The following is a 12,421-nucleotide window of genomic DNA, read 5'->3' as shown; positions in this document are numbered from 1 at the left end:
AGGAACGCCAGTTCGTCTTCTCATGAATAGAGAAGACTCTCTTTTCCGTCACCACCCCTACAGGCCGGAACGGAAAAATACCTAACGCCAGCATAGTCCAGAAGGATCAAAAACTCATTAACAGCTTCAGGAACAGTCCAGTCTTGCAGGCAAGTTTTTCGTACGCCTGCAATGCCGGGAACCCATTACTTCGTCGTATAGCCACCATTGACCAGAATGGTTTGTCCGGTCATCCACCAGCCATCCGACACCAGACAGCGAACGATCGGGACGATGTCTTCGATATCGGTCAGGCCGGTCCGGCTTAACGACGACAGCGCGGCTGCGGTTTTGTGATAGGCCACCGCCTCAGGCGCTTCCTGACCATAAAAGAACGGCGTATCCATCGGGCCCGGTCCAATGGCGTTGACGGAAATGCCGCGGCTTCCAAACTCCTTCGACGCCGCGCGCGTCACATGTTCGACGGCAGCCTTGGACCCGGCATAGGTTGAATAAAACGGTGTGTAGGCACCCAGCAGGGACGTGACGATCGTGAGCAGCTTGCCGTTGTCGTTCAGATGACGTCCGGCTTCCTTGATAAAGAAATAAGCCGCCTTTGCATTGACCGCGAACATCTCGTCATACTCGTCCTCGGATGTCTCGAGAATGGGCTTCTTGAGAACTTTTCCGGCCGTGTTAATGGCAATATCCGGCTTTCCGAAAGCCGCGACAACCGCTTCGAACAGTCGGGAATTCGCTCCGGCAGTCGTCAGATCGCCCTGAAACGCCTGTGCCTGAACACCGAGCTTCGTAAGCGCCGCCACTGTTGCGTCCGCCTCAGTTTTCGTGGCGGCGCTGTTGTAATGAATGGCGATGGCAGCCACGCCCTGAGCGGCGAGATCCAGAGCGATCAGTCTGCCGAGATTTTTGGCGCCTCCCGTAATGAGAGCGGTTTTTCCCTTGATGCTGTGATCGGCCATGAGAGGATATCCTCGCAGTAATGGATGATGACAGAGACTATGATTTGTCGATAAATCCGGAAAAAGTCTGAAATTCTGACATCATCCGTCAGATTTTCCGAACAAAACACGGAAAACATCATGGACCGGATCGACCTGCTTCGTATTTTTATCCGGGTTGCGGAAAGCGGCAGTTTTACGCATGCGGCCGATACGCTCCAGATGCCCCGTTCCACGGTTTCGACCGCCATTCAGGAACTGGAAAACCGGCTCGACACGCAGTTACTGGCCCGCACGACGCGTTCCGTACGGCTCACCGATGACGGGCAGAGGTTTCAGCAGACAGCCCTGCGGCTTCTGGGGGACTTCGAGGAAGCCGAGAACCAGTTCCGGCTTCACAGTTCGGAAACGCGCGGTCATGTGCGCGTCAACCTGCCCAGCCGGATCGGGCGGCTGGTGGTGGCGCCCGCCCTGCCCGCGTTTCTGGAACAGTATCCAGGGCTCGATATCGAGCTCGGCATGACGGATCGCAGTATCAATCTGGCCGAAGATGGAACCGATTGCGTGCTCCGGGTCGGCCCCTTGCAGGATTCCAGCCTGATCGGACGCAGGCTCGGCCTCTTGCCAGTCTTCAATGTCGCAAGCCCGTGCTATCTGGAGCGTTTCGGCATTCCCCTGACGCCGGATGACCTGTCAGCCCATCAGGCCATTCTCTATGCCTCCCCCTCCACTGGACGGATCGAGGCATGGGAATGGGAACGGGACGGCCGGGAAGAAAGCCGCGCGGTTCAGGGGCGTGTGACGGTGAACAGTGCGGAAGGATCAGTCGCCTGCTGTCTGGCCGGGCTCGGCCTCGCGCAACTGCCAGCTTATGACGTCCTGCCCCATCTCCGTTCTGGAGAACTGGTGGATGTCCTGCCGCAATGGCGGGCCGCGGCCTTGCCGATGACACTGCTCTTCCCACACAGAAAGCATCTCTCCCGCAGGCTCGAAGTCTTTACGGAGTGGCTGACGGAGCTTCTGGAACAACACTGCTTTCCCCATGAACTCCGGGACTGAACAAAGAAGAGAGGTCTTTCCTTTTGGTCTTTAGTGAGCCATCTAAAGACAGACTTTTCCAGTCCTGATTGGATCTCCGATGCAGCTTTCCCGCATCTATGCGTCCCTGCCCGAGCAGTTTTCCGCCCCCCTTACCCCGACGCCGCTCCGCAATCCGCAGATCGTTGCACTGAACGAGCCTCTGGCGCGGGAACTGGGACTGGACCCGGACTGGCTCCGCAGCCCTGCGGGACTGGCATTTCTGGGTCACGGAAGCCGACCGGATGGCACATCTCCGGTGGCAATGGCCTATGCGGGGCATCAATTCGGGCATTTCGTTCCAAGCCTTGGCGACGGCCGGGCGATGCTGGTCGGAGAAGTGACGGATCGGGCGCGGCGGCTTCGGGACATCCACCTCAAAGGCTCCGGACCGACGCCGTTTTCACGACGCGGAGACGGACGGGCGGCTCTGGGGCCGGTTCTGCGGGAATATGTGGTGAGCGAGGCTATGCACGCGCTCGGCATTCCGACCACGCGCGCATTGGCCGCCCTGACAACGGGCGAGAGCGTGATGCGCGAGACGATGCAGCCCGGCGGCGTCATTGTGCGGATTGCGTCCAGCCATGTGCGGGTCGGGACGTTCCAGTATTTCGCGGCGCAGGGCGACACACAGAGCGTCCGCATTCTCGCGGATCACGTCATCGGGCGTCTGTACCCGGAGTTATCGGACACCGAAAACCCCTATCTGGCGCTGCTTGAAGCCGTCACGGCCCGACAGGCCAAACTGGTGGCGCGGTGGATGCTGGTCGGGTTCATTCATGGCGTCATGAACACGGACAACATGTCCATCGCGGGCGAAACCATCGATTTCGGCCCCTGTGCTTTCCTCGATGCCTATGATCCGGCAAAAGTTTTCAGCTTCATTGATCAGAACGGCCGCTATGCCTACGGCAACCAGCCCGACATGGCTCTGTGGAATCTCGGCCGACTGGCGGAAACCCTCCTGCCGCTCTTGGATACCAACCATGAGCGGGCGGTTGAACAGGCCAAAAGCGCACTGATGCGCTTTGATGTCGTCTTCAACGAGGCCTATCTCGGTGGCTGGCGCCGGAAGCTGGGGCTGGCTCTGGAAGAAGACGGAGATGCCCGACTGGCGGGGCGTCTTCTGACGGCCATGCATCGCGGAGAGGCAGATTTCACGCTCACATTCCGCAGGCTTGGGGACGTTGTTCGGGGCGGCCAAACCGGGGAAGTCATGTCGCTGTTCGGGCCGGGGTCGAAGATTGAAGACTGGATTGGGGACTGGCAGGCACGGCTGGATCGGGAAGAGCGCTCCGCAGAGGCCTGTCATGCCGACATGCAGGCCACGAATCCGCGCATCATTCCGCGCAATCACCGGATCGAGGAGATGATCCGTTCAGCCGTAGCAGGCGATTATGCGCCGTTCCATCGTCTGACCGAGGCGCTGTCGCATCCGTTTGAAGATAGAACTGACGGGTTCGAAGCCCCGCCGACCGCTCATGAACAGGTGAAAAACACCTTCTGCGGCACCTGATACGCCGCGAAAACAGGATCAGGCTGGCTGGGGCGTCAGCATACGGCTGCGGTTGAACAGGCTTTTGACCTGAGCATAAAGCGCGCCAAAGTCGGACATGCAGGCATTGTGCAACGCGCGCACGCTCTCATGCGTCGCATAGAACCGCAGGGTGTTCAGGCTTCCCGTCATGATGGCTGTCCCCAGAAAGACGCCATCGACATGAATGACCTTGGAACTCAGCATTGGTCTTCAACCTCGTCATGGCTCCCGCGTCGGGAGCACAAAATGTTTCCACGTTCTTTTAGGAACGCGTCACTAACGGGGCTCATGCCACATCGTTGCCTGACAAAACGTGACCCTTTTATGATACGGCGTCCCGCCTGCGGAACGATCCCGCCTTTCTCTATGACGTCACAGGAGACAGGGGGATGGACTCACCCCAAACCATGCGGGAAAACGCAAACCATGCCTCGCACCCCTCATACCGCCGCTGACCTGCCCCATCTGTGGCTGCCCTATACCCAGATGCAAACCGCGCCTTTCCCTGTGGAAGCCGTCCGCACATCCGGCAGTCGGATCACGCTTGCGGACGGGCGCGAGCTTGTGGACGGCGTGGCCGCCTGGTGGACGGCGTGTCACGGCTACAGCCATCCGCATATCTATGAAGCGCTGGTCCGTCAGGCCGGGCAGATGCCGCATGTGATGTTCGGCGGGATGGTGCATGAACCGGCAATCCGTCTGGCTGCACGGCTGGCAGAGATACTGCCGGGGGATCTGGAGCGCGTGTTCTTCACCGATTCCGGGTCGGTCACGATGGAAGTCGCGATCAAGATGGCGGTGCAGTATCACATCAACCGCGGAACCACGGGTCGGACGAAAATCCTGTCTTTCCGCGGCGGCTATCACGGGGACACGCTGGGCATGATGTCCATCTGCGACCCCGAGGAAGGCATGCACAGCCTGTTCGCAGGCGTGTTGCCCGAGCAGGTTCTGGCCGATCTGCCTGTGGATGCGGACAGTCTGGCGCGGCTTGAAGCCCTGCTGACGGAACGCGGCGGCAGCATCGCAGCGATGGTCACGGAGCCTCTCGTTCAGGGCGCGGGCGGGATGCTGTTCCATGACCCCGATGTTCTGCGCCGTCTGCGCGACCTGTGCGACCGGCATGGAATCCTGCTGATCCTCGACGAAATCTTCACCGGCTTTGGCCGTACGGGAACAATGTTCGCCTGCGAACAGGCCGGGATCGTGCCGGATATCGTAGCCCTTTCGAAGGCTCTGACGGGCGGCACCATGGCGCTGGCCGCCACCGTAGCCCGGCGACATGTCTTCGAGGCGTTTCTATCCGACAACGCCGGGCACGCCCTGATGCACGGGCCGACTTTCATGGCCAATCCGCTGGCCTGCGCGGTTGCCAACGCCTCGCTGGACCTGTTCGAATCCGAGCCAAGACTGGAACAGGTGGCGGCGATCTCGGCCCAGCTTGCGCGGGAACTCGAACCCTGTCGCACACTGCCCGGCGTCAAAGACGTGCGCGTTCTCGGCGCCATCGGCGTCGTGGAGCTTGAAACGCTGGACGACCCCGACGCCCTGCGCCGCGCCTTCGTGGAACGTGGCGTATGGATCCGGCCCTTCCGCAACATCGTCTATCTGACGCCCGCCTTCACGATCACACCCGACGAGCTTACGCGCCTGACGACGGCCATCGTGGACGTGTTGCGGGAGGGCGCATGAGCCTGTTCGACAGCCATTTTGCAGCAGTTCTGAGCGAACGCGAAACCGCCGGGACGCGCCGAACCCTTAGGCCCGTGGTCCGGCAGGACGGCATGATCGTCCGTGACGGACGGCGGATGCTGGATGTGTCGTCCAACGACTATCTGGGGTTGGCGGATCACCCGCTGCTGCGTGAACGCGCTGCCGACTGGGCACTGCGTTTCGGGACAGGCGCACGTGCCTCCCGGCTGGTCAGCGGAACGCTGGATCTGCACCGGCAGGTCGAGACGAAAATGGCGGCCTTCAAAGGCTGTGAGGATGCGATCCTGTTCGCCTCGGGCTGGCAGACCAATGCGTCTGTCATGCCCGCTTTGTGCGCCCTCTCCGTCGCCAGAACAGGCGCGCCGATGCTGGTGTTTTCGGACCGCCTGAACCATGCCAGCCTGCATCATGGCTGCGCGGCGGCTGGCGTGCGGCAGATCCGCTTCCGGCATAACGACCTGTCCCATCTGGAAAGCCTGCTGAACCGCGAGGCCGAAAAGCCCGGCCTGCGGATGATCGTGACGGAGAGCGTGTTCTCCATGGACGGCGACCGCGCCGATATTCCGGCCCTGCGCGCGCTGGCGGACCGGGCGGGTGCGTTCCTTTATATTGACGAGGCCCATGCGACCGGCGTTCTGGGGCCGAAAGGTCGGGGATTGTCCTGCGGGATGGCCGATCTGACGATGGGAACGTGCAGCAAGGCGTTGGGCGGGATGGGCGCTTACGTCACGGGCTCGCAGGCACTTTGCGACTATCTGGCGAACCATGCCTCGGGCTTCATCTACAGCACGGCCCTGCCCCCTGCGGTTCTGGGCGCGATCGATGCGGCACTTGATGTCGTGCCCGGTCTGGACGCAGAACGCGCCCGGCTGCTCGGACAGGCAGAGCGGCTTCGGACCATGCTGCACGGCGCCGGGCTGTCCACGGCGGACTCCACGACCCAGATCGTACCGGTGCTGATCGGGGAGTCCGAACGCGCCATGACCGTGGCCGCCCGACTTGAGGACGCCGGGTTCCTGACGGTTGCGATCCGGCCACCGACGGTTCCTGCGGGAACCGCACGGCTGCGGCTGGCACTCCATGCCGGATTGGACGATGATGCGATCGACCGCCTCGGGGAGGCCGTCATCGCTTTGACAAGAGATGTTGCATGACACGCGCACTCTATCTCGTTCACGGCTGGGGCTTCGATGCGTCCTTCTGGGAGCCGCTGCTGACGCATCTGCCGGATGTGAGCGCGCAGGTCGTGGATTGCGGGTATTTCGGCTCCGAACATCGTCCTGCGCTGCCCGACACACCTTATCTGGCGATCGGGCATTCCGCCGGATCGCTGGCGCTGCTGGGGCAGGATCTGCCGGGATGTGAGGGGCTGCTGTTTTTCAACGGCTTTCCACGCTTTATTGCTGCACCCGACTTCCCGAATGGCACACCCGAACGGGTCCTGGTCCGGATGCGCGCACGCCTGAAACGCGATCCGGCTGCTGTGCTGCACGATTTCCGGGCCCTTTGCGGAACGGAAGCGCCCCTTCCCGGTGAGCCAGATGAGAAAGTGCTGGATTACGGACTTGAGGCGCTTCAGCAGCAAGACCATCGGGCGCAGGCAGCCGACTGGGAAAACAGGCTACACTGGATGACCGGCACGGACGATCCGTTCGGGGCCGCACAGGCCGGGTTTGCCTCACCGGGAGAACGGGTCTCGGGCGGGCATCTGCTGCCCCTCACCCATCCCGGACTCTGCGCGGACTTCGTGCGACGGAGGCTCGATGACGCAGGCTGACATTCCCGACGCCACCCTGCGCCGGACCAGCATCGCCGCGCGCTTCGACGCGGCGGTGGGCTATGACGCCGCCGCGCATATTCAACGCCGCTGCGTCACCGCGCTGATGGAGCGCATCCGGCAAGAAATGGCGGAGCAGACACCCGCCTCCATTCTGGAATTCGGCTGTGGAACGGGCTTCCTGACGACCCAGCTTGCTGGACATTTTCCGCAGGCCAGCCTGCTGGCGAGCGATCTGGCCCCCGGCATGATCGCACGGGCCAAGCAGCACTTTGCCGAAAAAACCATCGGCTTTCACGTCATGGACGCCGAACATCCGGACATATCCGGGCCGTTCGACCTGATCGCCTCCAGCCTATGTCTGCAATGGTTTTCCAACAGGACCGAGGGATTACGCAGGCTTTGCGACCTCCTCGCGCCACAGGGGCGGCTGATGGTCGCGACCCTCCTGCAAGGCAGTCTGGACGAGTGGAAACAGGCCTGTCTGGTGGAAGGCGCGCCCTGCGGCGTGCCGGATTATCCGTCCGTCCCGACCGTGGAAGCGGAATGGCCCAGCAGCGGTGCCGGATCGTGGGAGGTGCTGACGCTACATGATCCTGTCAGCAGCGCGCGGGAGTTCCTGCGCGGTCTGAGGCAGATCGGGGCGTCCCTGCCCCGTCAGGACAGCCCCCCCGCCAGCAGCGCGGCCCTGCGCCGGGCCATGCGACATTTTGACCGCACAAGTTCCGACGTGACCTATCAGATCGGTATCGGGATGTTTGTGAAATCCGGAGAAGGACCATAGTTATGAGCTCGCAACGCGGCGTCTTCGTCACGGGAACGGATACCGGCATCGGCAAGACTCTCGTCAGCGCCATTCTATGCCGCGCCTGGCACGCCACCTACTGGAAGCCGCTTCAGACCGGCCTTGCGGACGAAGATGGCGACACGCCAACCGTGCGGAATCTGGCCGGTCTGGACCCGTCCCGCATCATTCCCCCGGCTTATGCGTTTCAGGCCCCACTCGCGCCACTTGCGGCAGGGGATCTGGAAAACGTGACGGTCAATCCGGGGCGGCTCGTCCTGCCACAGGTGCCGGAGACACTTGTCGTAGAAGGCGCGGGCGGACTGATGGTGCCGGTGCGTGAGGACATGATGATCGTGGACCTGATCGAGCGTCTGAACCTGCCCGTCGTTCTGGTCACGCGCAGCGGGCTGGGGACGATCAACCACACGCTTCTGAGCCTTGAGGCTTTGCGACGACGCGGTGTTCCGGTTCTGGGTGTGGTTCCGGTCGGACCGACCAATCCCGGAAATGAACGCGATATTGCACGCTTCGGAAAAACGCATATCCTGTTCAGGGTTCCGCAGTTTGACGCGATAACGGAAACGGTCGTCTCTGAATTATCGGGTCACGTTCCGTCACTTGATGTCTTGCAGCAACAGATTTCACAATAATGTGTCATCTTGGGCGCATGCCATAAAAAGGCCGCGTCAACCCTTGTGAAATAACGTCCTCGTCATAGAAGGGCTCTTCGCAACGCAAGGCTTCCGGCGTATCGCTGGGACATCGGGCTTCGTTGCGGAGATGCCGACAGAAACAGGGATATTGGGAAAAGTATGAGTATCCTGCGCCGTGATCTGGTCAAGCTTGGGGCCGGACTGACCCTTCTAGGAACAGCCTCCCGTATGGCCCATGCCCAGTCCACTGCTCCTCTGGCCACAGCTCCTCTGGCTGCCAACAAGCCCGCTGTCCCTCCTGCACCGCAGGCGACCCCGTTTGACGACGGCACGGTTCGGCTTGTGGCACAGCGCCTGTCGAAAAAGGCTTATTCCCCGCCGTCCCAGACGCTCCCCAGTGCCATTGCGAACATGGATTTCGACCAGTTCCGCAGCATTGCCTTCAATCCCGACAAAGCCCTGTGGCACGGCCAGAATCTGGCGTTCGACGTAGAGTTCTTCCCGCGCGGCTTCCTGTACAAGCCGCGGATCGGCATGAACGAAGTCACGGGCGGACAGTCCACCCCCATTCCCTACGACCCTGACGCCTTCACCTATGCCAACCCCGTTCTGCGTGTCACGGACGATCTCGGCTACGCCGGCCTGCGTCTGCGCTATGCCATCAACACGGCAGGCATGATGGAAGAATGTGCGGTCTTTCTCGGCGCATCATATTTCCGAGCCGTGGCCAAGGGTCAGAATTACGGTCTGTCGGCCCGCGCTTTCGCAAACGGCACCGGCAACCCCAAAGGCGAAGAATTCGCGCTGTTCCGGGAGTTCTGGATCGAAAAACCGGAACCGGGCGTGGAGTCCATCGTCATTCACGCGCTGCTCGACAGCCCGTCCCTGACAGGTGCGTTCCGCTTCACCATCCGTCCGGGCGATACGACCGTTTTTGACGTTCAGTCTTCGCTGTTCCCGCGTCAGGACATTACGGAATCCGGCATCGCCCCTCTGACGGGCATGTTCTATTTCGACGCGAACGCCCGCAATCACGTCGATGACTGGCGCCCCGCCGCGCATGACAGCGAGGCCCTCCAGATCTGGACGGGCGCTGGACAGCAGCTCTATCGTCCCCTCACCAACCCGACCGATCTCCAGTTCTCGGCCTTCGCAGACAGCAGCCCACATGGTTTCGGTCTGATGCAGCGCAAGCGCTCGTTCCATGATTACGAGGATCTGGCGCTCAACTATCAGAAGCGCCCATCTCTCTGGATCGAGCCCATCGGTAACTGGGGCGACGGCGCTGTCGATCTGGTGGAGATCCCGACCCCCAACGAGGTAAACGACAACATCGTCTCGTTCTGGCGCCCCAAACAACCCATGAAGGGCGGTCAGGAATACAGCTACATCTACAGAATGTACTGGGGCTGGGACACCCCCTGGCCAACCCAGATGGCGCGCGTTGCCGCAACGCGGATCGGAAGCGTAACCGACCATCCGGACGCCCGTTTCTTCGCGATCGATTTCACGGGCGCGCCCTTCCAAAACGTGCCACCGGGTACGAATTTCCATCTGATCACACAGGCCAGCCCTGGCACGATCCGCAATGTCGTCGTGGAACCGAACCCGGAAATCCAGGGCTGGCGCGCGACCTTCGAATTCGTGCCGGGCGATGCGAAGAGCTGCGAACTTCAGGCCCAGCTCGCCAATGATCAAGGTCCGGTTTCAGAAAAATGGATGTATCGTTGGACGCCGTGACCGAATTGTCTTCTCACGCCACCCCGGAAGCCGCCCCCTTCCTGCCGCCTGAAGCGCCGCTGGCAATGAAGCCACAAAACCTTCAGCAGCAGCCGGACCGTCATGGCCGGCCCTTCGATCCGCTGCCGACGACGCCTTCGTTCCTCTGGGCACGCCGTCTGTTCGTCTTCGGTGGCGCGATGCTGCTGACGGGCTATGGCATTTACAGGATCAATCAGGTTTTCAACTCACTGGGCGTCTCGGCGCTCGGTGTCATCATCCTGATCCTGTTCGCCATTCTCGCCTTCTGGATCGCCCTGTCCTTCATGTCCTGCCTCGGCGGCTTCGTCTCGCTGATCCGGCGGGGCGGGCTCGGGCTTGGCATCCACCGGACGGGGCCGCTGCCGGAGCTGAAAAACCGCACCGCCGTCCTGATGCCGACCTACAATGAGGACCCGACGCGCGTTCTCGCAGGCCTGCGCGCCATTCATGACAGCATTCTGGCGACGGGACAGATCGACGCCTTCGATTTCTTCATCCTGTCCGACACAACCAATCCGGACGTCTGGGTGCAGGAAGAGCGCGCCTTCCTTGAGTTCCGTAAAGCCACGAACGGCGAAAAGCGCGTCTTCTATCGCCGCCGTCACAAGAATACGGATCGCAAAGCGGGCAATCTGGGCGACTGGGTGATCCGATTTGGCGCCTCCTACCAGCAGATGCTCACCCTCGATGCAGACAGCGTGATGGATGGCAGCCTGATCGTCCGGATCACGGCGGCCATGGAACAGCATGAGGGCGTGGGCCTGATCCAGACGCTCCCCGTCATCGTCGGTGGTCGCACGCTTTTCGCCCGGATGCAGCAGTTCGCAGGCCGCGTCTACGGGCCGCTGATCGCGCATGGCATTGCGTGGTGGCACGGTTCGGAAGGCAATTACTGGGGCCATAACGCCGTCATCCGCACGCAGGCCTTCGCCGAACAGGCCGGGCTGCCGCATCTGAAGGGCCGCCCGCCCTTCGGAGGGCACATCCTGAGCCATGACTTCGTGGAAGCCGCGCTTATGCGCCGTGGCGGCTGGGCCATTCACATGGTACCGGGACTGTTCGGCTCCTATGAAGAAAGCCCGCCATCGCTGACGGATGTCGCCATCCGGGACCGCCGCTGGTGTCAGGGCAATCTGCAGCACAGCAAGATCCTCGGCACAAAAGGCATGCACTGGGTCAGCCGCGTTCATATGCTGACGGGCATCGGGTCCTACATCATGTCCCCGCTCTGGCTGCTGTTCCTGCTCTTCGGCATCCTGATTTCGCTCCAGTCGCATTTCTACCATCCCGAATATTTCGGCTCGACCCCGACGCTCTATCCGCACTGGCCGCGCGTCGATCCCGTACAGGCCAAGCTTGTCTTCATCGGGACGATGGGCATTCTGCTCGCACCGAAAGCTCTGGCCTTCATTGCCATGATGTTCGATCGCGCGGCCCTGAAGGGTTCTGGCGGCGTTTTCCGGCTCGCGGTCTCTATCGTGCTCGAAACCCTGATCGGCGGCTTGATCGCGCCGATTGCCATGTTGATTCAAACATCCGGCGTCATTTCGATCCTGCTGGGCCGGGATTCGGGATGGAATGCGCAGAACCGCGACGATGGCCGGGTTTCGCTGAAAGACGTGGCGCATGGCTACTGGATCTACACCGTGTTCGGCCTGCTTCTGGCCGTGGCGGCATGGTCGGTCTCACAGGCGCTGTTCCTATGGATGACGCCGGTGCTGCTCGGACTGGTGCTCGCCATCCCGCTGGCAGCGCTGACCGCAAGCCGAGACGTTGGTCTGGGGTTGCGTCGGGCCGGGCTTCTGTTGATTGAGGAGGAAACCGCCCCTCCCCCGATCCTTCAGCTCGCCGCCGCAAACGACGCCGCGCGTGAACGCGCAGCCCACGCCCCCGATGCGCCACCGGAAGAAGCCTTTGCCGCACTTCGCGAAAACGCGACCCTTCTCAACGCCCATGAAGGCGCGCTTCCTCCGGCCCGTAGCCCCGGCAGCCCGATCGACGCCCATCTTCTGGTCGGTCTGCTCAAGCTACGGGAAGCTCCGTCGCTTCAGGTCGCGCTGGAACGCCTTTCCCGTCAGGAAAAGGCCGCAGTTCTGGGAAGTGCCGAAGGTCTGGCGCTCATGGAAAAGCTCGCGGTCTGAAGAACTACAAGACGTCACGACACAAAAAACGCCCCGG

At 61.8% G+C, this 12,421-nt stretch carries 11 protein-coding genes; 9 read left to right on the top strand and 2 right to left on the bottom strand.

Annotated features, from left to right (window positions below):
• Positions 1 to 185: 185 nt before the first annotated feature.
• Positions 186 to 959: an SDR family oxidoreductase gene (locus JK213_RS04880; RefSeq protein ID WP_194261245.1), complete on the bottom strand. Its 774-nt coding sequence runs from the start codon at positions 957 to 959 to the stop codon at positions 186 to 188.
• 120 nt (positions 960 to 1,079) lie between these two features.
• Between JK213_RS04880 and JK213_RS04875 the strand changes: the two genes are divergently transcribed.
• Positions 1,080 to 1,997: a LysR family transcriptional regulator gene (locus JK213_RS04875; protein ID WP_194261244.1), complete on the top strand. Its 918-nt coding sequence runs from the start codon at positions 1,080 to 1,082 to the stop codon at positions 1,995 to 1,997.
• A gap of 79 nt (positions 1,998 to 2,076) precedes the next feature.
• Positions 2,077 to 3,531: a YdiU family protein gene (locus JK213_RS04870; protein WP_194261243.1), complete on the top strand. Its 1,455-nt coding sequence runs from the start codon at positions 2,077 to 2,079 to the stop codon at positions 3,529 to 3,531.
• An 18-nt stretch (positions 3,532 to 3,549) separates the two neighbouring features.
• Here JK213_RS04870 and JK213_RS04865 read toward each other — a convergent pair whose 3' ends face one another.
• Positions 3,550 to 3,756 carry a hypothetical protein gene (locus JK213_RS04865; protein ID WP_099285674.1) on the bottom strand — a complete coding sequence of 69 codons (207 nt, stop codon included), beginning with the start codon at positions 3,754 to 3,756 and terminating at the stop codon, positions 3,550 to 3,552.
• A 222-nt stretch (positions 3,757 to 3,978) separates the two neighbouring features.
• On the opposite strand from JK213_RS04865, the gene JK213_RS04860 reads away from it, so the two are divergent.
• The 7 genes from JK213_RS04860 (at position 3,979) to mdoH (ending at position 12,384) form a co-directional block, all read left to right on the top strand.
• Positions 3,979 to 5,244, top strand: coding sequence for an adenosylmethionine--8-amino-7-oxononanoate transaminase (locus tag JK213_RS04860; protein ID WP_194261242.1), 1,266 nt, complete (start codon positions 3,979 to 3,981; stop codon positions 5,242 to 5,244).
• Positions 5,241 to 6,419: an 8-amino-7-oxononanoate synthase gene (locus JK213_RS04855; RefSeq protein WP_194261241.1), complete on the top strand. Its 1,179-nt coding sequence runs from the start codon at positions 5,241 to 5,243 to the stop codon at positions 6,417 to 6,419. The genes JK213_RS04860 and JK213_RS04855 overlap by 4 nt, the downstream gene beginning before the upstream one ends.
• Entirely contained in the window at positions 6,416 to 7,042 is a 627-nt protein-coding gene (locus tag JK213_RS04850) for a biotin synthase (protein WP_194261240.1), read from the top strand. Before JK213_RS04855 ends, JK213_RS04850 begins: the two co-directional genes overlap by 4 nt.
• Positions 7,029 to 7,826, top strand: coding sequence for a methyltransferase domain-containing protein (locus tag JK213_RS04845; RefSeq protein ID WP_194261239.1), 798 nt, complete (start codon positions 7,029 to 7,031; stop codon positions 7,824 to 7,826). The genes JK213_RS04850 and JK213_RS04845 overlap by 14 nt, the downstream gene beginning before the upstream one ends.
• 2 nt (positions 7,827 to 7,828) lie before the next feature.
• Positions 7,829 to 8,479 (top strand): dethiobiotin synthase, encoded by a 651-nt coding sequence (gene bioD, locus JK213_RS04840; protein WP_194261238.1) that lies wholly within the window; start codon positions 7,829 to 7,831, stop codon positions 8,477 to 8,479.
• 162 nt (positions 8,480 to 8,641) lie between these two features.
• Positions 8,642 to 10,222 (top strand): glucan biosynthesis protein, encoded by a 1,581-nt coding sequence (locus tag JK213_RS04835; RefSeq protein ID WP_194261237.1) that lies wholly within the window; start codon positions 8,642 to 8,644, stop codon positions 10,220 to 10,222.
• Positions 10,198 to 12,384: a glucans biosynthesis glucosyltransferase MdoH gene (gene mdoH / locus JK213_RS04830; protein WP_194261236.1), complete on the top strand. Its 2,187-nt coding sequence runs from the start codon at positions 10,198 to 10,200 to the stop codon at positions 12,382 to 12,384. Before JK213_RS04835 ends, mdoH begins: the two co-directional genes overlap by 25 nt.
• The last annotated feature ends 37 nt before the right edge of the window (positions 12,385 to 12,421 follow it).

Source organism: Gluconobacter sp. Dm-44, from assembly GCF_018256175.1.
GTDB classification, from domain to species: Bacteria; Pseudomonadota; Alphaproteobacteria; order Acetobacterales; family Acetobacteraceae; genus Gluconobacter; species Gluconobacter cadivus.
This window is presented reverse-complemented; position numbering and strand designations above follow the sequence as displayed.